This is a genomic window from Devosia sp. XK-2, assembly GCF_037113415.1.
Lineage (GTDB): Bacteria > Pseudomonadota > Alphaproteobacteria > Rhizobiales > Devosiaceae > Devosia.
The window spans coordinates 3,653,602-3,675,714 of record NZ_CP146608.1 but is presented as its reverse complement, the minus strand read 5'-3'; the positions used below and the strand labels follow the sequence as shown (position 1 = coordinate 3,675,714).

18 protein-coding genes are annotated in these 22,113 nt (G+C 62.4%); 6 read left to right on the top strand and 12 right to left on the bottom strand.

What is annotated here, in order from left to right; genetic code table 11:
* Positions 1 to 30: 30 nt before the first annotated feature.
* The gene (locus tag V8Z65_RS18095; protein WP_338721573.1) at positions 31 to 1,020 is read left to right on the top strand and encodes a complex I NDUFA9 subunit family protein; all 990 of its coding nucleotides are present in this window, start codon (positions 31 to 33) and stop codon (positions 1,018 to 1,020) included.
* A gap of 241 nt (positions 1,021 to 1,261) precedes the next feature.
* Positions 1,262 to 1,984 carry a PadR family transcriptional regulator gene (locus V8Z65_RS18090; RefSeq protein ID WP_338721572.1) on the top strand — a complete coding sequence of 241 codons (723 nt, stop codon included), beginning with the start codon at positions 1,262 to 1,264 and terminating at the stop codon, positions 1,982 to 1,984.
* An 87-nt stretch (positions 1,985 to 2,071) separates the two neighbouring features.
* On the opposite strand, the gene V8Z65_RS18085 is transcribed toward V8Z65_RS18090, so the two are convergent.
* The 4 genes from V8Z65_RS18085 to V8Z65_RS18070 form a co-directional block, all read right to left on the bottom strand.
* A complete protein-coding gene (locus V8Z65_RS18085; protein WP_338721570.1) occupies positions 2,072 to 2,761 on the bottom strand; it encodes a TetR/AcrR family transcriptional regulator in 690 nt (229 codons plus the stop codon).
* On the bottom strand, positions 2,709 to 4,235 hold the full coding sequence (locus V8Z65_RS18080; RefSeq protein WP_338721567.1) for a tripartite tricarboxylate transporter permease: 1,527 nt from the start codon (positions 4,233 to 4,235) through the stop codon (positions 2,709 to 2,711). The genes V8Z65_RS18085 and V8Z65_RS18080 overlap by 53 nt, the downstream gene beginning before the upstream one ends.
* 12 nt (positions 4,236 to 4,247) lie before the next feature.
* The gene (locus V8Z65_RS18075; protein WP_338721565.1) at positions 4,248 to 4,787 is read right to left on the bottom strand and encodes a tripartite tricarboxylate transporter TctB family protein; all 540 of its coding nucleotides are present in this window, start codon (positions 4,785 to 4,787) and stop codon (positions 4,248 to 4,250) included.
* A gap of 184 nt (positions 4,788 to 4,971) precedes the next feature.
* Positions 4,972 to 6,012, bottom strand: coding sequence for a tripartite tricarboxylate transporter substrate binding protein (locus tag V8Z65_RS18070; RefSeq protein ID WP_338721564.1), 1,041 nt, complete (start codon positions 6,010 to 6,012; stop codon positions 4,972 to 4,974).
* Positions 6,013 to 6,231: 219 nt separating this feature from the next.
* Here V8Z65_RS18070 and V8Z65_RS18065 point away from each other — a divergent pair, with 219 nt between their 5' ends.
* The 4 genes from V8Z65_RS18065 to V8Z65_RS18050 all read left to right on the top strand — a co-directional run bounded on the left by V8Z65_RS18065 (position 6,232) and on the right by V8Z65_RS18050 (position 10,408).
* Entirely contained in the window at positions 6,232 to 6,978 is a 747-nt protein-coding gene (locus V8Z65_RS18065) for a sulfite exporter TauE/SafE family protein (RefSeq protein WP_338721563.1), read from the top strand.
* 124 nt (positions 6,979 to 7,102) lie between these two features.
* Positions 7,103 to 8,254: a Gfo/Idh/MocA family oxidoreductase gene (locus tag V8Z65_RS18060; RefSeq protein ID WP_338721562.1), complete on the top strand. Its 1,152-nt coding sequence runs from the start codon at positions 7,103 to 7,105 to the stop codon at positions 8,252 to 8,254.
* 160 nt (positions 8,255 to 8,414) lie between these two features.
* Entirely contained in the window at positions 8,415 to 9,584 is a 1,170-nt protein-coding gene (locus V8Z65_RS18055; protein WP_338721560.1) for a dihydrodipicolinate synthase family protein, read from the top strand.
* Positions 9,581 to 10,408, top strand: coding sequence for a sugar phosphate isomerase/epimerase family protein (locus tag V8Z65_RS18050; RefSeq protein ID WP_338721559.1), 828 nt, complete (start codon positions 9,581 to 9,583; stop codon positions 10,406 to 10,408). Before V8Z65_RS18055 ends, V8Z65_RS18050 begins: the two co-directional genes overlap by 4 nt.
* Positions 10,409 to 10,485: 77 nt before the next feature.
* Here V8Z65_RS18050 and V8Z65_RS18045 read toward each other — a convergent pair whose 3' ends face one another.
* The 8 genes from V8Z65_RS18045 to mutS all read right to left on the bottom strand — a co-directional run bounded on the left by V8Z65_RS18045 (position 10,486) and on the right by mutS (position 22,077).
* Positions 10,486 to 10,866: a hypothetical protein gene (locus V8Z65_RS18045; protein ID WP_338721558.1), complete on the bottom strand. Its 381-nt coding sequence runs from the start codon at positions 10,864 to 10,866 to the stop codon at positions 10,486 to 10,488.
* Between the two features lie 118 nt (positions 10,867 to 10,984).
* Positions 10,985 to 12,178, bottom strand: coding sequence for a TRAM domain-containing protein (locus tag V8Z65_RS18040; RefSeq protein WP_338721557.1), 1,194 nt, complete (start codon positions 12,176 to 12,178; stop codon positions 10,985 to 10,987).
* 226 nt (positions 12,179 to 12,404) lie between these two features.
* Complete coding sequence (locus V8Z65_RS18035; protein ID WP_338721556.1) at positions 12,405 to 12,971, bottom strand: NifU family protein; 567 nt, start codon at positions 12,969 to 12,971, stop codon at positions 12,405 to 12,407.
* A gap of 280 nt (positions 12,972 to 13,251) precedes the next feature.
* Positions 13,252 to 13,725 (bottom strand): universal stress protein, encoded by a 474-nt coding sequence (locus V8Z65_RS18030; RefSeq protein WP_338721555.1) that lies wholly within the window; start codon positions 13,723 to 13,725, stop codon positions 13,252 to 13,254.
* 24 nt (positions 13,726 to 13,749) lie between these two features.
* Positions 13,750 to 14,793, bottom strand: coding sequence for a tryptophan--tRNA ligase (trpS, locus tag V8Z65_RS18025; protein ID WP_338724071.1), 1,044 nt, complete (start codon positions 14,791 to 14,793; stop codon positions 13,750 to 13,752).
* A 65-nt stretch (positions 14,794 to 14,858) separates the two neighbouring features.
* A complete protein-coding gene (gene murJ, locus V8Z65_RS18020; RefSeq protein WP_338721554.1) occupies positions 14,859 to 16,421 on the bottom strand; it encodes a murein biosynthesis integral membrane protein MurJ in 1,563 nt (520 codons plus the stop codon).
* 150 nt (positions 16,422 to 16,571) lie between these two features.
* The gene (locus tag V8Z65_RS18015; protein WP_338721552.1) at positions 16,572 to 19,382 is read right to left on the bottom strand and encodes a [protein-PII] uridylyltransferase; all 2,811 of its coding nucleotides are present in this window, start codon (positions 19,380 to 19,382) and stop codon (positions 16,572 to 16,574) included.
* Complete coding sequence (mutS, locus tag V8Z65_RS18010; RefSeq protein ID WP_338721551.1) at positions 19,363 to 22,077, bottom strand: DNA mismatch repair protein MutS; 2,715 nt, start codon at positions 22,075 to 22,077, stop codon at positions 19,363 to 19,365. Before mutS ends, V8Z65_RS18015 begins: the two co-directional genes overlap by 20 nt.
* Positions 22,078 to 22,113: the final 36 nt, after the last annotated feature.

Below are 22,113 nucleotides of genomic sequence, written 5' to 3'. Positions count from 1 at the left end.
TATTGTTTCGCCTGATCTCGGAGCCCCACCATGGACCGCAACGCCCCCAAGCTCGTCACCATTTTCGGCGGGTCGGGATTTGTCGGCAATCATCTGGTGCAATTGCTGGCGCGCGATGGCTATCGCATTCGCGTGGCGGTGCGGCGTCCGGACCTGGCGGGCGAAGTGCGCATGTTCGGCAGTGTGGGGCAGGTCGTGCCGGTGCAGGCCAATCTGCGCAATGAGGCTTCGGTGCAGCGCGCCGTGGCAGGCGCCGACATCGTCATCAATCTGGTCGGCATTGGCGCCCAGGCCGGCAAGCAGACATTCGAGGCGGTGCATGTGGATGGCGCGGCGGCCGTTGCCCGCGCGGCCACGGCCGCAGGTGTCGAGGCCCTGGTGCATATGTCGGCCCTGGGGGTCGACAAGGCCGCCTCGGTCAGCGCCTATGCCGCCTCCAAGCTCAGGGGCGAAGCGGCGGTGATGGCTGCCTATCCCCAGGCCGTGATCATCCGCCCCTCGCTGATGTTCGGCCAGGGCGATGGCTTTTTCAACCTGATGGGCACGCTGTCTCGCATCCTGCCGGTCATGCCGCTGATTTCGGGCCAGACACAGTTCCAGCCGGTTTTCGTTGGCGACGTTGCCGAAGCGATTGCCAAGGCCGCCGAAGGCGCCGTCAAGCCCGGCCGCATCTACGAGCTGGGCGGGCCGGATGTGGAAAGCCACAAGGCATTGATGCAGCGCATCCTGCGCGAAGCGGGCCGCAAACCCATGCTGGTCTCGGTGCCGTCGGGGCTGATGAAGGTCATGGCGGCGCTTTTAGGCGTGCTGCCCTTCAAGCCGCTGATCACGCCCGATCAGGTCGAGCTTTTGGGCGTCGACAATGTCGTCTCGGACGCGGCCAAAAAGGAAAAGCGCACCCTGGCCGGCTTCGGCATTACCCCGACCAGCATGGACGAAATCCTGCCCACCTATATGTGGCGCTTCCGCCGCCACGGCCAGTTCGACCGGGAAGGCGGATCACCGGCCTATCCGGTCTGATTCCGGCCTTCATTATTCGTTCATTAAGCGCCTCCTGGACCCCTTCCGGGCGTTTGCAGCTTTGCACCGAGAAGTCTATTTCTCTGCCCGGTTACTTGCGGCAGGGATTTGGCATGCTTTCGGCCACCCGCACAGAGCACGATCTGCCGCCGGCAAATTCTCTCCAAGATATATCTTGAAATGCTCCCAGCCCGCGCCAATCTCTTGGCCAAGGGCTTTACGATATATCTGGAGATAGGTCATGACCTACTGGAAGAATGGTGAGCCGAATTGGCGGCATATCGAGCGCATGGCGCGACGCGGCTGGGGCCGGATGGCCCGCATGGCCGATGAGGAATTTGGCAATATGGGCGGGAATTTTCGCGTCGGCCGCATGCTCGCCTCGGGCGATCTGCGGCTGGTGGCGCTCTATTTCATCGAGCAGCAGCCGCGGCACGGCTATGATCTGATCAAGGCAGTGGAAGAGCGCTCGAACGGTGTATATTCGCCGAGCCCAGGCATTGTCTATCCGGCGCTGACCTATCTCGAAGAAGCGGGCTATGTGGCCTCTGCTACCGATGGCAATAAAAAGCTCTATACCATTACCGATGAGGGCAAGGCTCATCTCGAGGACAATCGCGAAGCGGTGGCCGGAACGCTGGATTTCCTGGCCCGCACGGGCGAGCAGATGAACCGCTTCCGGGAATTCGTAAAGGCCGACTGGCCGTTTGCGGGCGATCCGGAAAACGGCAATGTGCCGCCCCATTGGGGCGAGCAAGGGCCAGGCCCAGGGCATCATGGCCCCGACCACGACCGACCAATGCATGACGCTGCCCCTGAGCTGGAAGCGGCCCGCAAAACGCTCAAGGCGGCCATCAAGCAGGTGCGTCGAGGCGACAAAGACCAGCAGCAGAAGGCTGCCGCCATTCTCCAGCAGGCCGCCACGGCGCTCTATGCTCTGGGCGATGACGAGGTGGATATCTGAGGGTGCTTCGGCGCCCTCACGCCCTGTCCGACACTCTGCGCTATCCTTCTCTCATGACGGGAGAAGGACCTGGTCGTGCTTGCCCGATCAGGCCCCCGGCTTGGTCCGCAAAAAGTCCAGCACCATCTGCACGGCATGGGCCTCGCGTTCCTGAACCATGTTAACGCTGGTCAGGTCGCGCTCGAAGATCACCGACAAGGTCGCCGTGTTGGACACATAGAAGAAGCCCAGGGCGGCAACGGAAATATAAAGCTGCACCGGATCGACATCGCGGCGGAACACGCCCGAGGCGGCGCCACGCTCGATAATGGCGGCAATCTGCCCAACCAGGGGGGAATGGAGCGCCTTGATATCGGGCAAGGTCTTCAAAAACCGGGCATTTTCGATGTTTTCCGTGCCGAGCAGGCGCGGGAACCAGGGATTGGCCAGAAAGTGCCGGAAGGTGAAGCGCACCAGCCGGTCCATGGCCTGGACCGGATCATATTGATCAAGGCTCAGGGCCCGCTCACCCTGGCGGATTTCCTGATAGGCATCGAGCAGCACCGCCCGATACAGCTCCTCCTTATTGCCGAAGTAATGATAGAGCAGGCGCTTATTGGCGCCGGCCCTGTCGGCAATCGCATCCACCCGCGCCCCTTCAAACCCCCGATCAGCAAATTCCACCCGCGCGGCGGCGAGAATTGACGCCTTGGTCTTGACCGAATTGCGGGGGCGCTTGGCCGCCTCAGCTTTGCGCCGAGGCGTCTCCACGGCCGCGGGTGAGGAGGGATCGGACACGTGTGGACACCGCTGGAATGGACATGAGGATGGTCAGGATGATGGTGATGCAAATAACAGCGCTGATCGGCCGGGTAAAGAAGGGGCTCGGATCGCCATTGGTGAGCAGCAGGCCGCGCCTGAGGTTAAGATCGAGCAGATCGCCCAGGATAATGCCCAGCACCAGGGGCGCCATGGGATATTTCATTTCGCGCAGGATGAAGCCGGCAATGCCGAACCCGACCATGACATAGACATCGAACATGCGCTGGGTGATGGCGAAGCTGCCGACGACACAGAGCACATAGACCACGGCCATCAGCCGCTCGCGCGGCACCGAAAGCACGGTGAGGAGCGGCTTGGTCAGCGTCAGCCCGAAGACCAGCATGGCAATGGTCGAAAAGAGCAGGATCGCCACGATCTGGTAGAGGAATTCGGGATTTTCCGTCATCAGCAGCGGCCCGGGGCGGATGCCGTGGATGAACATGGCGGCGATGAGCACGGCCGCGGCGGCAGAGCCGGGCAGGGCCAGGGTGAGGGTCGGGATCATGGCGCCCGGAATAACGGCGGAATTGCCGGTTTCGGCGGCAATCAACCCTTCCTGGCTGCCCTTGCCGAAAAGGTGCTTTTCCTTGCTGACGCGCTTAGCCGCCGCATAGGAGGCCCAGGCACCAACATCCTCGCCAACACCGGGCACAATGCCGACAAAGGTGCCGATAAGGCCCGAGCGGATGGTGGTCCATTTGAAGCGGAACACATCGGCCAGGCGCGGAATGACACGATCGCCGGAGGAGACGATCCGTGCCTGTGCCGTGCGTTTCATCACGCCGAGAATTTCAGCGAAACCGAAAGCGCCCACCATAGCCGGGATCAGGTCGACCCCGCCGCCCAATGCCGTGATACCAAAGGTGAAGCGCTGATGCGCATGCAGGGTCTCCATGCCCACCATGGCCACCAGAAGGCCCAGAATGCCGGCAATATAGCCCTTGAGCGGATCGTCGATGGCGGTCAATTGGCCGGAAATGACGACGCCGAACAGGGCCAGCCAGAAGAACTCATAGGTTCCAAATTGCAGGGCCGCCTCCGCCAGCAATGGCGCGATGAGCGCCAGGGCGATAATGCCCACAATGGTGCCCAGGGCCGAGGATGTCGTGGCCAGGCCCATGGCAGTGCCGGCCTTGCCCTGTAGCGCCAGCGGGTGCCCATCAAGCGTGGTGGCGGCGCTGGCCGGCGTGCCGGGAATGGACAGCAGGATAGCCGTGCGGCTGCCGCCATAAATGGCGCCGCAATAGAGGCACATCAGGCACAGGATCGCCTGGTCGGGCGCCATTTTATAGGTCAGCGTTACCAAGAGGGCCACGCCCATGGTGGCTGTCAGGCCGGGCAGGGCGCCGATGATAATACCGAGCAGGGTCGCCCAGGCGATATTGAACAGGGAAATGGGGGTGAGGAAGTGGGCGAGCCCGCCTCCCAGCATCAGAAGTCCATCAAACATGGTCGCGCCCTCCTATGGCAGCCGCACGAGGAAGGCGCGCTCGAAAACCAGTGTGACCGCCGTGGCGGTCGCCACCGCCAGGCCGAGCGCCCAGGGCAGGGATTGCAGCAATGGCTTGCGCGGGGCGGCCAGCCAGCATTCGAACACCATGATGAAGCAGAAGACGAAGAGGCCCGTGGCCGCCCAGAAGGGCAGGGTGCCCACCAGGCCCAATGTATAGACGAGCGCAAGCAGCATGACCGCTGCGGCGCGGCCCGCGGCGCCTGACAGCATGGCGCCCGACAATTGCTGCCAGCCGCCCGGCGCTACTGTACGGAGCGAGCGGAAGGACAGGATGGTGCCGCAAAGGGTCAGCGCAATGGCCAGCATGCCCGGCACCAGGCCCGGCACGGTAAAGGGATGAATGCGCCGCACTTCGAGCCTGTCCATGGTCCAGGCGCCATAGAAGATGGCCAGACCCAAGAGGATGAAGACAAGGCCGGCCAGCAGATCGGCCTTGATCATTCCGGGTGTCGTGGCGTCATCGGTCTGCGTGGGGGCGTCGGTGGTCATGTGGCATTACCGGACTAATCAAGGAATAGGTTGGCGCCGACGCATTGAACCCCCACCCTTGATCCCGCCTCACAAGGAGGGGAGACGATGGGCACTTGCGCCGCGGTCCTTGGCATCCCTCCCCTTGATGGGGAGGGACCGAGGGTGGGGTGACACCTTTCGGGCCACCCCAACCGTTTGATTTTTACATCCCCACTTCGGTGCGGGTTTCGCAATCGATGCCGATCGTGGATGGGTCATTGACGGCCTCGCCACGCTCCACCGAGGAACAGGCTTCCAGGATCACCACCGGCATGGCCAGGGCCCTGGCCTCTTCGCCATAGGAGGGGGCAAAGACGGCGCCGAAGGTTTCGGCATAGGTTTTCACCTCTTCCGAGTTCATCACCTTTTCGGCCCAGATCTTGTCCATGGTGGCGATCACCTCATCGGGCACGCCGGCAGGAATGAAGATGCCGAAATAATCCGGCGCCAGCGGCATATCCGGCAGCCAATTGGTGATCGGCGGGATCGGATCGACGCCATCGAGTTCCAACGGCTTGTCCGAGAGCACGGCCAGTGGCTTGAGACGGCCGCCACGGATCAACTCGGTCTGTTCCACCGCCAATTGGGTGGTGACCATGGCCTCGCCCGAGGCCGTGGCGATGGCCGCAGGCCCGCCGCCATCATAGGTGATCATATTGTAATCAAAGCCGTCGGCCGCGTCGGACAGGGCCGCAATGGCCGTGCCGCCCGAGGAGGTCACGCCGGCCGTCGCCACGGAAATGCCGCGCCCGGCATCGGATTGGAAGGCCTCGAGCAATTGCCCGAAATCCTCGAACTGGCTGTCGGCCGGCACCGAGACCACCGGCACATTGGCGACCGAAAGATAGATGTGCCAATCGTCGATATTGGTGCCTTCGAGCAGGCCGGTCACCGAATAGGTGGCATTATTGGCAATGGCGTTAGCGGTCCAGGTATAGCCGTCGCGCGGGGCGTTGAGCACTTCCTGGGTACCGATGGCGCCCGAGGCGCCCGGCTGGTTGACCACCACCACCTCGACGCCCAGCGCCTCGGCGATTATGGGCGCGGTGACGCGAGTGACCTGGTCGGTCGAGCCGCCGGCACCCCAGGGCACGATCAGGTTGATCGGCCGATCCGGCTGCCAGTCCTGCGCAAAAGCTGTGGCCGTGCCCAGCGCCACCAGGGCGCAGCCCGACGCCAGAACGATCCGCATGGTCTGCTTCATCGTCTTATCCTCCCAATATGTCCGGACCCGTTTTCCGGTTCTCGCATTGCGAACTTGCGACCGAGAGGAGGTCGAGTCAAGACACATGTAACCAATTGGTGAGCATTGGGCCGTTGGCGGCGACGTGATAAATTGCGTTGCCTCAAAGCTTTCGGGTGGTATCAACATATTCTGACCGGGTTTTCGAACCGGCTCGTTCGCCAATATTCGGGACTTATGATGGAATTGGATTTTGCACGGCTGGCGATCATGGCCGTGGCGCTGGGCGCCGGCGCCGTGGTCAAGGGCGCCACGGGCATGGGCCTGCCTCTGGTCGCCCTGCCGGTGCTGACCACGTTTTTCGGGCTGCAGCATGCCGTGGGACTGATGTGCGTGCCGCTGATCTTTACCAATGCCTGGCAGGTCTGGCGCTTTCGCGCCGCCGCCCGGGACGGGCGCATGGCGTTCCTACCTCTGTTTCTGGCGGGCGGGGCCATCGGCATCGCGCTGGGCACCTGGGCTTTGACCAGCCTACCCGAACGGGCGCTGGTGCTCACGCTGGGTATTATTCTGCTGTGCTATGTAGCGCTCAAGCTGGCGGCACCGCATTTCGTGGTCAAACCCGCGCTGGCCCGGCGTATCGGGCCGCTCTTTGGCATGGGCGGCGGTGTGTTGCAGGGCGCCACAGGCATATCGGCGCCTATCGGGGTCACCTTCATCCATGCCATGGCGATGGACCGTGATGCCCATGTTTTCGCGGTCTCGGCGATGTTCCTGCTCTATGCCAGTGTGCAATTGCCGGCCCTGGCCGTGGCCGGGGTCATGCAGGGCCAATGGCTGCTCGAAGGCGTCCTGGCGCTCATTCCCATCCTGGCCTTCATGCCGCTCGGCCAGGCCATTGCCGGCAGGTTGAGCCGCAAAGCCTTTGACCGAATGATCCTGATTTTCCTCGGGCTGATCGGCCTCAAAATGGTGCTCGGGCTCTAGCCGGGGCCTGGACCCCGTTGATGAACGAAAGTTTGCGGGGGCACCGCTTGACGGCATCCAGGCAGGTCATATAGGTAAGTAACTAATCAGTTACACCGAAAGCGATGGCTTGGGAGGTTTTCGAATGGCAGAGCAACGGCTTGGCATCATCATGCATGGCGTCACCGGACGCATGGGTTACAACCAGCACCTGGTGCGCTCGATCCTGGCGATCCGCGACCAGGGCGGCATTATGCTAAAAAATGGCGACCGCCTCGTGGTGGACCCGATCATTGTCGGGCGCAATGCCGACAAGATGGAAGCCCTGGCCAAAAAGCATAATATTGCGCGCTGGAGCGACGATCTCGACAAGGCGCTGGCCAATCCCGACGACAGCATTTTCTTTGATGCCGGCACCACGCTGATGCGCGCGGGCCTGCTCGAAAAGGCCTTGGCCGCTGGCAAGCATGTCTATTGCGAAAAGCCGACCTCGGATGATCTCGAGGTGGCTGTCAATCTTGCCAAGACTGCCCGTGCCTCGGGCCTCAAACATGGCGTGGTGCAGGACAAGCTGTTTCTGCCGGGCCTGATGAAAATCAAGATGCTGCGCGATGGCGGCTTTTTCGGCGACATCCTCTCGGTGCGCGGCGAGTTCGGCTATTGGGTCTTTGAGGGCGACTGGCAGAAGGCACAGCGCCCGAGCTGGAACTATCGCAAGAATGATGGCGGCGGCATTATTCTCGATATGCTCTGCCACTGGCGCTATGTGCTCGACAATCTCTTCGGCGAAGTAAAGGCGGTCTCCTGCCTGGGTGCCACCCATATTCCCCAACGCGTGGACGAGCAGGGTAAGACCTTCAAATGCGACACGGATGACGCGGCCTATGCCACCTTCGAGCTTGAAGGCGGGGTGATCGCCCAGATCAATTCGAGCTGGACCACCCGCGTGCGCCGCGATGACCTGGTCACCTTCCATGTCGATGGCACCCATGGCTCGGCCGTAGCGGGGCTCCACAAATGCTGGACCCAGCATCGCGTCAATACGCCCAAGCCGGTGTGGAACCCCGATCAGCCGCAGACCATGAACTTCTTCAACGACTGGGAAGAGGTTCCGGACAATTGGCCGGCAGATAATGGCTTCAAGGCGCAGTGGGAAATGTTCCTGCGCCATGTCGCCGAGGACGCCCCCTGGCCCTATGGGCTGGAAGCCGGCGCCAAGGGCGTGCAATTGGCTGAGCTTGGTTTGAAAAGCTGGGAAGAACGCCGCTGGCTGGATGTGCCCAAGCTCGAATTTTGATGGTGGGCCGCAAGGCCCCCTCACCCGGCCCCCAACGGGGCCGACCTCTCCCCCAAAGGGGAGAGGTGTCGCCAGACCCGTCACTGTGCCCTCTTCACCTCTCCCTTGGGGGAGAGGTCGGTGCGTAGCACCGGGTGAGGGGGCCTTCTTGGAGGCCACCATGCCGACCATCAACCTGCCCAATGCCGACCGTTCCATCAGCACTTACACGCTGACTGGCGACCCCATTCCATTCGTCAAATTCAAGGCCACCGATTTTCCGCGCATTGCCTATTCGGCGGCGCATGTCGTGGCCGACCCGCTGGCCGGTAACGATCCCTGGCTGACCCCGGCGATCGATTGGGACACGACGCTGAAATTCCGTCACCGCATGTGGGATCTGGGCCTGGGTGTTGCGGAAGCCATGGATACGGCCCAGCGCGGCATGGGCCTGACCTGGACCGAAGCCCAGGAGTTGATCCGGCGCTCGCAGGTTGAAGCAAGAACGCGTGATGACAGCCTGATCGCCTATGGCGCCGGCACCGACCATTTGGCGCCAGGCCCCGATGTCACCATTGACGATATCATCAAGGCCTATGACGAGCAGGTTGGATTTGTCGAAGCCCAGGGCGGCCGCGTCATTCTCATGGCCAGCCGTGCCCTTGCCGCCGCCGCCAAGTCGCCGGACGATTATGCCCGGGTCTATGGTCATGTCCTCTCCCAGGTGAAACAGCCGGTGATCATGCATTGGCTGGGCGAAATGTTCGACCCGGCCTTGCAGGGTTATTGGGGCGACATCGACCACGACAAGGCCATGGACGTCTGCCTCGACGTCATTGCTGCCAATGCCGAAAAGGTCGATGGCATCAAGATTTCCCTGCTCTCGGCCGAGAAGGAAATCGCCATGCGCCGCCGCCTGCCGGCCTCGGTCAAGATGTATACTGGCGACGACTTCAACTATGCCGAGCTGATTGCGGGCGACGAGCAGGGCTATTCGCATGCGCTTCTGGGGATTTTCGACGCCATCGCGCCGGCCGCTTCGGCAAGCCTCGCGGCGCTCGGGCGCGGCAATACCAATGAATTCTTCGATATTCTCGAGCCCACCGTGCCCTTGAGCCGCCACATCTTTGCGGCTCCGACCCGCTTTTATAAGACCGGCGTGGTGTTCCTTGCCTATCTCAATGGGCTGCAGGATCATTTCGCCATGATCGGCGGGCAGCAGTCGACCCGTTCGCTGCAGCATCTCAGCGAGTTGTTCCGCCTGGCCGACAAGGCCCGCGTGCTGGCCGATCCCGACCTCGCCACCCAGCGCATGAAGGCGGTGCTCGCCGTCCATGGAGTTTCCGCATGAGCGCCGATACCGTCATCTCGCTAAACCTGGCCACGACCCGACCGCAATGGGGCTTTGCCGAGGCCGTTGACGGGTGTCTTCGCCATGGCATCACCGCCATCTCCCCCTGGCGCGACCAGATCGAAGCCATCGGGCTCGATGAGGCCGCCCGCATTGTCCGTGAGAACAAGCTCCGCGTCACTGGGGTGTGCCGGGGCGGCATGTTTCCCGGCATCGATGCGGCCGACCGGCAGAAGCGCATTGACGACAATCTCAAGGCGATCGACCAGGCGGCGGCGCTCAATGCCGATTGCCTGGTGCTGGTCGTGGGTGGCCTGCCGGGCTCGTCAAAAGACCTGCCCGGTGCCCGCGAGCAGGTGACGGACGGCATTGCGGCCATGCTGCCCCATGCCAATGCCTCGGGCGTCAAAATAGCCATCGAGCCGCTGCACCCGATGTATGCGGCGGACCGGGCGTGTGTGAACACGGTCGATCAGGCGCTCGATATCTGCGAGAAGCTGGGCGAGACGGTGGGCGTTGCGCTGGATGTCTATCACATCTGGTGGGACCCGAACCTCAGCCATGCGATTGCCCGCGCCGGACGGATGAAGCGCATCTTCGCCCACCATATCTGCGATTGGCTGGTGCCCACAAAGGACATGTTGCTCGATCGCGGCATGATGGGCGACGGGGTGATCGATCTCAAGGCCATCCGCAGGATGATCGAGGAAGCCGGTTTCCATGGCCCTCAGGAAGTCGAGATCTTCAGCCAGGATAATTGGTGGAAGCGCCCCGGCGACGAGGTGCTCGAAGTGATCAAGGAGCGCGTCGCCACCGTGTGCTGAGACCGGCCCAAAAGATATTGACGCCAAAAGAAAAGCCCCGGGCCGCAGTCCGGGGCTTTTTCGTGAACGCCTGTCTGTTAGGACACGCGCTGATATTCAATGCTCGAGCACAGGAGCTGGCAGCCGGTCAGCTTGATGGTGTCCGGGCCGGTCATCTGCACAATGGCCTTGGCGTTTCCGCCATTGAGGGCAATCTGGCCCTCCCATTTGCCGGGCGCGGTCTGCTTGGCCTTGACCACCTGCTGGTTCACAAAGGCAAGGTTTTCCTGGGTGCGGCTATCGCCCTGGATGTCGTTGAGCGTGCCGCAAAGCTGGGTGCCATCACCGCAAAGCCGGAAGGTAAAAGTGGTGCCCCAGCGGTCCTGCCAGACACCGCCAGGATTGGCGCTGGACTGTGCAAGGACGGGAACGGCGAGAATTGCCGCAATGGTCGCGGCAGCGGCAAAGATTTTCAGCATCGTCGTAATGCTCCAAAATTGGTCGCGCCGAACCGGGGAGGCGGCCTGACGCGAAAGTTGTCAATTTCAAAGCCCTCATGGGCTAACGCCGGAACCACGCAAAATGTTGCGCGCAGGGTCACCGGCGGAATGTCGCTGCCAGCTCGATGTGGCTGGACCAGGCGAACTGATCCACGGCTATTAGGTCACTCAAGCTGAACCCGGCCTGAACAAGCCGGGCCGCGTCGCGCGCGAAGCTTTTCGGGTCGCAGGCCACCATGACCACGTGGCGCGTTTTGGAGAGGGCAATCTCCTTGACCTGCGCATCAGCGCCGGCCCGGGGTGGATCCAACACTAAAGTGTCGAAATTGAGTTCAAAGCGAGTCAGGGGATCGCGGAACAGGTCACGGGCCTTGGCAGTGACGGTCTTGAGGCCCCGGGTATGGCGCGCCGCCTTGTCGAGAGCTGCAATACCGGCCCGGTCGCTATCGGCGGCATAGACAGGGGCGATCTCTGCCAGGCGGAGAGCGAAAGGCCCGATACCACAGAAGAGATCAGCAACCGATTTCGGCTTGCCGACCGCCTTGAGCACATAATCGGCCAGCGCCTGTTCGGCCTCGGCGGTGGCCTGGAGAAAGCTGCCAATGGGCAGGTCAACCTCCGAGCGCCCCATGGTGACACTGGGTTGCTGGCGCAAAAGGATCATTTCGCGATCCAGCGCCAGGCGCGCGAGACCCAGCTCGTTGGCCAATGGGACCAGCTTTTCGGCCCTCACGCCTTTTCCCGCCTTGTGAATGCCGACATCGATGCCGGCATTGGTGGCGGTAAAGCTGATGTCGCATTCGCCGATGGCAGCGCCCAGAGCGCGGGTAATGTCAGGGGCGCGGCCAAGCGCCGGCACCAGGATGGGGCAGCTATCGAGATCGAGCAGATCGTGGCTGCGCAATTGCATATAGCCGGCCTTATCCCTGCGGGCGTGCAGCGTCGCGCGGCGGCGGCCGGTGCCATGGGCGGTGATGAAGCGCTCGACCCGAACCTCAATGCCGGCCTGGCGCAGTGGCGCTTCCACCAATTCGGTCTTGAAAGCGGCATAGCTTTGGCTGTCCATGTGCTGGAGCTGGCAGCCGCCGCAGGTTCCAAAATGCGGACAGAAGGGTTCAATGCGGGCGGGCGCGCGGCTCAGCCGCTCGACCACCGCGCCGCGATTGCCCTCAAGGGTGATTGCCACCTCTTCGCCGGGCAGGGCAAAGGGCACAAAGACGCGCTGCCCGTCGACAAGGGCAAGGCCTTCACCCTTATGGCCGAGCGCTTCGATGATGACGGTGATGGCCATGGCTTTCCGGGGCTTGCTGGGGCGGAATTAGCGGGTTTGGGGACCCGGGGCAACTGGCAGCCACGCCCCCACCCAAAAAGACAGAAGCCCGATCATTGCTGATCGGGCTTCCGGCTTGCTGCTTAACCTTTTTGCGGCCCTTGAGCTGCGGCCACTCAAGCATAGCTTTCGTGGCTTTGAGCTCTAAAATCGCTCCACCGGAGCGATTTTGCCCTTGGCCGGGCTCTCAAACCTGCTGGACCGCTTCAACGCCCGGCACGAAGTGGCGGAGCAGGTTCTCGATGCCGTTCTTGAGGGTCGCCGTCGACGAGGGGCAGCCCGAGCAGGCGCCCTGCATATGGAGGAAGACCGTGCCTTCCTTGAAACCCTTAAAGATGATGTCGCCGCCATCCATGGCCACGGCCGGTCGCACCCGGGTGGCCAAAAGTTCCTTGATGACTTCCACCATCTCCTTGTCGTCTTCTTCGAAGAACTCCTCGACCTCATCGAAATCGACCGGTGTGGCACCGCCCTCGGCGATGACCGGCTTGCCGGAGAGGAAATGATCCATGATGACGCCGAGAATGGCGGGCTTGATATGAGCCCAATTGGTCTCGTCCTTGGTCACCGAGATAAAATCGGAGCCCAGAAACACGCCCTCGACGCCGGAAATCGCAAATAGTCCCATGGCCAGCGGAGAAGCCGCTGCCGCATCGGTCGACCGAAAATCACGCGGTTCGCCGCTGAGCACTTCGCGTCCCGGCAGGAATTTCAGGGTCGCCGGATTGGGCGTGGCTTCGGTCTGGATGAACATGGGATTTTCCCGCGCGCCTTTGCGATTAGAATGCTTCTAAAATAGACTTTTGCGCTCAGGATGCAAGACCGAATGCGCAATGGAGGTCTGCGCCAGGACGTGGGGCCCACGACTACCCCGCGGTCCTGTCATTCGAGCACAGCCCTTGTGGCCTGCCTCCAGCCATTCGGGCTTAGCTCTCGTGGTTCTGCTAGCCTAAACGGCGTCGCCCTGCGAGCATAGCTCTCCGGGCCTGCTTCGCTAAAATCTCCCCACTGGGGAGATTTTCCCTGCGGGACGCTCAGCAGATAGCGATGACTTCTTCGTCGCTCATGCGGCCGGGCACGATGGTCAGGGGAATGGGCAGCACATTGGCGCGGGCGGCGAAATGAGTTACCAGCGGCCCAGGGCCATCAGGGGACTTGGAGGCGGCCAGCACCAGAATGGCGATATCGTGATCCTTGTCGATGACCCGCTCGATCTGCTCGGGGCCGTTGCCTTCGCAGATCACCGATTCGGCGCGGACCTCGCCGATTTCCTTGATACGGGCCATGCGGCGGTCAAGATTGCGCTCAGCTTCCTCGACCGCTTCGGCCCGCAGAACATCCTCCACACCCAATCCGATGAATTCGGGCTGGGGAATCACCGTCATCAACACCACCGTGCCGCCAGTGCGCTTGACGCGCCAGGCGGCAAAGGTCAGGGCCCGATCGCATTCCTCGGTCTCGTCGATAACCACGAGGAATTTGCGCTTATATTCGACCTGTGAAACCAAAAGCGCCTCCGTTGCTGCCCGGGCCTAGCGGATGAAGCCGACGATGGAGCGTACCTGCTTCATCGTCTGTTCGGCAATGGCACCCGCACGCTCGCCGCCATCGCGCAATATGGCGTCGATCGTGTGCGGATCATCGAGCAGGCGCCGCATCTCGTCGGCCATGGGCGCGAGGACCGCAACGGCCAGCTCGGCCAGAGCCGGCTTGAACTTGCCCCAGCCCTGGCCGCCGAACTCACCCAGAACGTCGGCCTTGGACTTGTCCGAAAGCGCGGCATAGATGCCCACGAGATTATCGGCCTCGGGCCGGTCCCTGAGACCGTCCACTGCATGGGGCAGCTCGGCCGGATCGGTCGTCGCCTTCTTGATCTTCTTGGCAATGGCGTCTGCATCATCGAGCAGGGAAATGCGCGATTGGTCCGATGGGTCGGACTTGCTCATCTTCTTGGTGCCGTCGCGCAGGCTCATGATGCGCGTGGCGGGCCCGGCAATCAGCGGCTCGGTGATGGGGAAGAATTGCCCCTCCTCAGTCGCCACGCCCTCCGCAGCAATGGAGGCGGCATAATCGTTGTTGAACTTGGCGGCGATGTCGCGGGTGAGTTCGAGATGCTGCTTCTGATCGTCGCCCACCGGCACATGGGTGGCCTTGTAGAGCAGGATGTCAGCGGCCATCAGCGAGGGATAGGCGAACAGACCCAGTGAGACGTTTTCGCTGTTCTTGCCGGCCTTGTCCTTGAACTGGGTCATGCGGGCCATCCAGCCCATGCGCGCGACACAGTTGAACACCCAGGCCAGTTCCGCATGCTGGACCACCTGGGACTGGTTGAAGACGATCGAGCGTTTCGGATCGACCCCAGCTGCAATGAAGGCGGCGGCCACTTCCCGTGTGGCCCGGCGCAAAGCCTCGGGTTCCTGCCAGACGGTGATGGCATGCATGTCGACCACGCAATAGATGGTCTCATGCGTGTCCTGCAAAGGCACGAAGCGGCGGATGGCGCCGAGATAATTGCCAAGATGCAGATCGCCGGAAGGCTGGATGCCGGAAAAGACGCGGGGGCTGAACGTCATGATGCCCTTCGATAACAGAAACGAAATCAGGCGCCCGTTCTATACGGGCAAAGCTCAGAATGGAACCATCAGCCGCGGCGGCGCAGCCGGCCGAGTAATTGGATCAGGTTCTGCGTGCCGCTGATATGGACCAGGGTGAAATAGACCGCGACACCAAAGGCAACCAGCACCGCCAGAACGCCACCCTGCCGCCAGAGTGGAACCCCGTTCACCAGATGCGCATGGCCCTGGTTGGCCAGGAGCCAGAGCGCGCCCCCCATGATGAGGCTGATCGCCAGGATGGCGAGCTGTGCCCGCCATTGCGGCCAGGTGAGGCGGAAATGTCCACGCAGCGCCAGGGTGGCGGCCAGCAATATGACATTGAGCCAGGATGAGGCCGCCGTGGCGACGGCAATGCCGATATGGAGCAGGCTGGGAAACAGCCAGAGCGAAATGGCGATATTGGCGGCAACGCTGGCGCCGGCGAAAATCGTCGGCGTAACGGTGTCCTCGCGAGCAAAAAAACCCGGCTGCAGGACCCTGATCAACACATAGGCCGGCAGGCCAAAAGAGAAGGCGATGAGCGCCTGGGCCGTCTGCTGCGTCGCCAGCGCGTCAAAGGCGCCGCGCTCGAACAGGACCCGGACAATGGGTTCGGCCAAGGCGATCAGCGCGACAGCGGCCGGCATGGTGAGCAGCATGGAGACGAATAGCGCCTGGTCCTGACTCGCCCTGGCTTCACGGTCGCGCCCGCCTTTGAGGTGCCGGCTGAGCTCGGGCAGCAGGACGGTACCGATGGCGATACCGATAATGCCTAATGGCAGCTGATAGAGCCGGTCGGCATAGGAGAGCACCGAAATGGCATTATCAGCACCCGAGGCAATGATGGTGCCCACGAAAATATTGATCTGGGTGATGCCGCCAGCCAGAATCGCGGGCACCGCCAGCACCCAGAAGCGACGCACTTCCCTGTCGAGCCGCGGAAAGCGGAAAGCCGGGCGGAAACCGCTGCGCTCGATGGCCGACCAGACCAGCACCAATTGGGCAATGCCGCCGCCCATTGTGGCAATGGCCACCCAGATGGTCGCCTGTTCGGGTGCCTGCAGCCAGAAGGTGGCCAGCGGCACCAGCATGGCAATATTGACGATATTGAGCAGAACCGGCGCAAAAGCGGCAGCGAAGAATCGCCCCAATGTGTTGAGAATGGCACCATAGGCGGCCATGAGCGACATGCAGGCGAGATAGGGGAACATGATCCGTGTGAGCAGCACGGTCAGCTCGAACTTTTCCCGGTCATCCACAAAGCCGGGCACGAAGGCCAGCATGATCTGCGGCATGAAAATTTCGGCCAGGAGGGTGACAATGAACAACATCACCACCAGCCAGCTCATGATGCGGGCGGCGAGCAGCTTGGCCCCATCCTCGCCCTCGCGCTCCAGCGCGCCGGAAAACATGGGCACGAAGGCGGTGTTGAATGCACCCTCGGCAAACAGGCGGCGAAACAGATTGGGAAAGCGGAAGGCAGCAAAAAAGGCGTCGGCGGCTGGGCCGGTGCCCAGAACCGCCGCCATCAGGGCATCGCGGGCAAAACCGGCAATGCGGCTGACCAGGGTAAGCGAGCCCACGGAGAGGAAATTGCGGAAGAGGCTCACCTGGTCTTCTCCCCCTCGGGGAGAAGGTGGCGCGCAGCGCCGGATGAGGGGGAAGTTGCGGCGAAGGCCAGCGCCGTGGGTAAAACCCCCTCACCGACTCGACCTGCGGTCGAGCCACCTCTCCCCGAGGGGGAGAGGAATGGAAGGGCCTCACCCATTGACCACCTTCTTGTCCTGGCCCTTCTCCTGTTCGGGCCGCTTGAAGACGCCCATCAGCACATCGTGGATTTTCTTCTGCCGCGATTTGACGTGGATTTTCTGGCCGGTGAGATCGGTGACATAGAAGACGTCAACGGCCTTCTCGCCATAGGTGCCGATATGGGCCGAGCCGATGGTGAGGTTGAGATCGGAAATCTCGCGGGTCAGCGCATAGAGCAGGCCAATGCGGTCGAGGCCCGACACCTCGATGACGGTGAACTTTTCCGAGATGGCATTGCTGACCGAAACCTGCGCCGGCAGGCTGAAAGGCCGCAGGCGCTTGTTGTAGCGGCTTTCCTTGCCCAGATCGATCAGCACCTGGCGCTTGCCCTGAAGCAATTGCTTGACCGTATCGATGATGCGGGTGGCGCGGACCTTTTCATCTTCGTCCGAGGTGAAGGAGCGCTTGAGCCGGAAGGTATCGATGGCGCGGCCATCGCGGGTGGAAAAAATCTGCGCGCCAATGATGGAGGCATCCTGCATGGTACAGGCGCCGGCAATCAGCGAGAGCAGGCGGGGGTGGTCGGGCGTGTAGAAGCTGACCTCGGTAATGCCTTCGAAGGCCTTGACGCGGATCGAGCCGGCAAAGGGCTGGTCCATGCTGTCGGCATTGCGGATCATTTTTGCATGTTCGAGCTGCAATTCGGGCTCGGCACGCAGCCAGTAATGATCATAGTGGCGGGCCGTATAGGCCTCGAGATCGGCTGGCGCCCAACCAGACAGGGCGCTGGCCAGCGCATTGCGCGCCTGATTGACGCGGTCGGATTGGCTGACCTGACTATGCCCGCCCGAAAGCAGCGGCTCGGTTGCGAAATAGAGGGCACGCAGGAGCGAGCCCTTCCAACCGGTCCAGGTGCCCGGACCCACTGCGCGGATATCGCAGGCGGTGAGGATCATCAGCAGGGCGAGACGCTGCGGCGATTGCACCACATCGGCAAAGCTCTTGGCGGTTTCAGGGTCCTGAATGTCGCGGGCCTGGGCAATCTCACTCATCAACAGATGATATTCGATCAGCCAGGACACCGTGTCGGTCTCGGCCTCGTTGAGCCCGAAACGCGGACAGAGTTTTTTGGCAATGCGCGCCCCGGCAATGGAATGGTCCTCTGGGCGGCCCTTGGCGATATCGTGCAGGAACAGCGCCACATAGAGCAGGCGCGTATCGTTGAGCTGGGGCAAAAGCTCATGGGTCAGGGGCAGTTCGTCGCGCAGGCCGCCATTGGCGATCTGGGCCATGACGCCGACCGAGCGGATGAGATGCTCGTCCACCGTATAATGGTGGTACATGTTGAACTGCATCAGCGCGACGATCTTGCCGAAATCGGGCACGAACTTGCCCAGGACGCCGCTCTCATTCATCTGCCGCAAAATGCGCTCGACATAATTGGCGCTGGTCAGGATGGTGAGGAAATGCGCATTGGCCTTGGGATCATTGCGCAAATTATTGTCGATCAGCCGCAGGCTGTCGCGAATATGCTTGATGGCATCGGGGTGGAATAGCAGTTCCTCGCGCCCCGCGACCATGAAGGCGCGGATCAGGTTGACCGGGTCCTTCTCGAAAACGTCGGGGCTGGCGATATTGAGACGACCGGTATCGACGATAAAGGCCGTCTCGCCCTTGATCTTGGACTTGCCCGAGCGGAAGGGCGCCAGGACCCGCCCGACCAAGTCCATATCCTTGGCATGGTGGAATTCGAGGCTGGCACAAATAATGCGGGTCAGGTCCCCCACATCCTTGGCGACGAGAAAATAGCGCTTCATGAAGCGCTCGACCCCCAGCATGCCGAGCCGCTCGGCATAGCCCATGCGATGGGCGAGCTCGGGCTGCATGTCGAAGGTCAGTTTCTCGTCGGCGCGGCCGGTGACGAAATGCAGGTGGCAGCGCACGGCCCAGAGAAAATCTTCGGCGCGGGAGAAGAGCCGGTATTCGGCGGCCGAGAGCACACCCTTGCCGACCAGTTCATGGCTGGTTTTGACCGAAAAGAAATATTTGCCGATCCAGAACAGCGTATTGAGGTCGCGCAGGCCCCCCTTGCCATCCTTGATATTGGGCTCGACCACATAGCGGGTATTACCCATCTGCTTGTGGCGTTCGTCGCGCTCGGCCATTTTGGCGGCAATGAATTCGGGCCCCGTCTTGGGCATGATCTCCGTTTCGAACCGATGGGTGAGCTGGTCGTAAAGCGCCTTGTCTCCGGTGAGGAAGCGCGCTTCGAGGGTGGCTGTCCGCACCGTCATGTCGGCGCGGGCCATGCGGATGCATTCATCCACCGAGCGCACGGCATGTCCGACCTTCTGACCCAAGTCCCAGAGCATATAGAGAATATATTCGGTGACCTGCTCGCCCCAGGGGGTCTGCTTATAGGGCAGGATGAACAGCAGATCGATGTCCGATCCGGGCGCCAGCGTGCCGCGCCCATAACCGCCCACGGCAGACAGCGCGATAGCCTCGGCGCCGGAGGGATTGTCGACCGGATAGACCCTGGTGGTGGCGAAACGATGAACGGCGATGATGATTTCGTCCTGAGCCGCGCACAGGTTCTGGGCGCAGCGCGTGCCCTTGTTATTGGCCAGCAATTCGGCTTCCGCGCTCTTTCTGGCCTCGGCCAGGGTTTGGCGGATATGGTTGAGCACGACCATGCGGGCATTGGGCGAACGGGCCGGTTCGTCCCCCAGCAGGGCATCGAACTCGGCCAGGAGTGTGTCGGCGGTTTTCAGCGCGAACTGCGTTTTTTTGGGCCTTGCCTCAACTTCGGCGAGCGTCATCGCGGAGTTTCTTTAGCTGGTAGAGCGCATCGATAGCTTGCCGCGGCGTCATCTCGTCGGGGCGGACGGCATCGAGCGCTTCGTGAACAGGGTCCTTGCCCTTTGGTGCCGGGGCAGGCTGATGGGCAAAGAGCGGCAGATCGTCTAGCACGCTGGCTTTCTGGCTGGAAGAGGCCGTACCGCTGGACCTCTGTTCCAGCACATCGAGCACCTGGCGCGCCCTGGCGATGACAGGCTCGGGCAAGCCCGCCAGCCGCGCCACCTGGATGCCGTAGGAGCGGTCGGCGGCGCCCGGCCCCACTTCATGCAGGAATACCACCTCGCCCTCCCATTCGCGCACTTTCATGGTGACATTGGCGACGCGGGAGAGGGTCTTGGCCAGTGCGGTCAATTCGTGGAAATGGGTGGCGAACAGCGCCCGGCAGCCGGTGGTTTCATGCAGGGCCTCCACCGCCGCCCAGGCAATGGAGAGGCCGTCAAAAGTGGCCGTGCCGCGACCGATTTCGTCCAGCACGACCAGGGAATGCCGGGTGGCGCGATTGAGAATGGCGGCGGTTTCGACCATTTCGACCATGAAGGTCGAGCGACCATGAGCAATGTCGTCGCTGGCGCCGACGCGGGAGAAGAGCCGATCAACAACCCCGATATGGGCGCTGTCGGCCGGCACATAGCAGCCCATCTGCGCGAGAATGGCGATCAGTGCATTTTGCCTCAGGAAGGTTGATTTACCGCCCATATTGGGGCCGGTAACCAGCCAGAGAGAGCCGCCGCCGCTTTCCTCGCTGCCCGACAGGTCGGCGTCATTGGCGACAAAGCTCTGTCCTTCGGCCTTGACCATCAATTCCACCACCGGGTGGCGCCCGCCAGAAATGGCGAAAGCAAGGCTATCGTCGACGATGGGACGGCAATAGCCGCGTGTGGCGGACACTTCGGCGAGAGCGGCGGTGACATCGAGCTCGGCCAGGGCATCGGCAAGACCCTGCAATAGCTCGGTGGCGGCCAGGGTTTCGGCGCGCAACCGGGCGAAGATCGCCAGTTCGATCTCAAGCGCGGCGCCCTGGGCGCGGGCGATACGCCCTTCGAGATCGGCCAATTCGGTCGTGGTGAACCGCATGGCATTGGCCAGCGTCTGGCGGTGGATAAAGGTCTCGCGATAGGGGGCTTCGAGTAGTTTCTGGCCGTGCGCCGCCGGCACTTCGACGAAATAGCCCAGAACGCCATTATGCTTGATCTTCAAGGACCGCATATCGGTCTCGTCGGTCAGTCGAGCCTGAAGCGCGGCAACCACGGCGCGGGTTTCGCGGCCCAATGCGCGTTCTTCATCGAGCTTTGCATCGTAGCTGCCGCGCACAAAGCCGCCATCGCGCATGAGCAGGGGCAGCTCATCGTCCAGCGCCAGAGCCAACTCACTGGCCAGGGCATGCGGCGCGGCGCCGAGCGCTGCCACCAGGCGCTTCAGCACGGCGGGAAGATCGCCCTGGCGCCCCAGATGATCGGCCAGGTCCAATGCGGCGCTGACCGCCCGGCCGATGGATGCCAGATCGCGCGGGCCGCCGCGGTCCAGCGCAATGCGCGACAGCGCTCGTGCCAGATCGGGGGCGCGTTTCAGGTCCTGACGCAAGCGAGACCGCAGGAGCGGATCATCGACCAGGCGCGTGACCGCTTCGAGCCGCTCATTGATGGCTGCGGCCTGACGCAAGGGCGCGGCGAGCCGGCTGGCCAGCAGGCGGGCACCGGGGGCGGTCACAGTCAGGTCGATCGCGTGCCGCAATGAGCCTTTGGCCTGTCCACGCTGGGTCTGGAGAATTTCGAGCGAAGATCGTGTCGCCGCATCGATGGCCATGACCCTGGCGCCGGGATTGCTCTGGGGCGGGCGCAAGGGGGCGATGCGTCCCTTTTGGCTTTCGCCAATATAGGCAATGAGCGCAGCCAGGGCGGCCCGGCCGGCGCGGCTCAAGGCACTGGGGTCAAAGCGGTCAGCCGGAAAGGCATTGCGCAGCACAGGCAGGGCGGCTTCGCTATCGGCCATTTCGGTCGGAATGGTTGCGGCAATAGCCGACCAGGCCGGGGCAAACAGATGCCGTTCATTCAGAGCGGCGCGCGTGGCCTCGGTCAGCAGCAATTCGGCTGGCGCAATGCGCGCCATTTCGTCGCCAAGCTCATCGGCCGACAGGTCGGCAATAAAGGTCTCCCCGGTCGAGATATCGGCCCAGGCCAGGGCAAAATCGGTATCGCCATGGCGCACCATGGCGAGCGCGGCGAGATAGTTGGACGCGCGCGCATCGAGATGGTCGTCCTCGGTCAGGGTGCCGGGGGTCACCAGCCGCACCACATCGCGCCGGACCACGGATTTCGAACCGCGTTTCTTGGCCTCGGCCGGGTCTTCCATCTGCTCGCAGATGGCGACGCGATGGCCCAGCTTGATCAGCTTGTTGAGATAGTCATTGGCGGCATGGATGGGCACGCCGCACATCTGGATGTCTTCGCCCAAATGCTTGCCGCGTTTGGTCAGCACAATGCCCAGCGCGGCGCTGGCGATCTCGGCGTCCTCGAAGAAGAGCTCGTAGAAATCGCCCATGCGATAGAACAGCAGATAGCCCGGATTGACCGCCTTGATCTCAAAATACTGGGCCATCATAGGCGTCAGGCCCGCTGTAGCGGGGCCGGGGGCAGCCTCAAAGGGGGTCTGGTCCATGAGCTCGAAGGTTCGGGAGAAGATGGAGCCCGAACT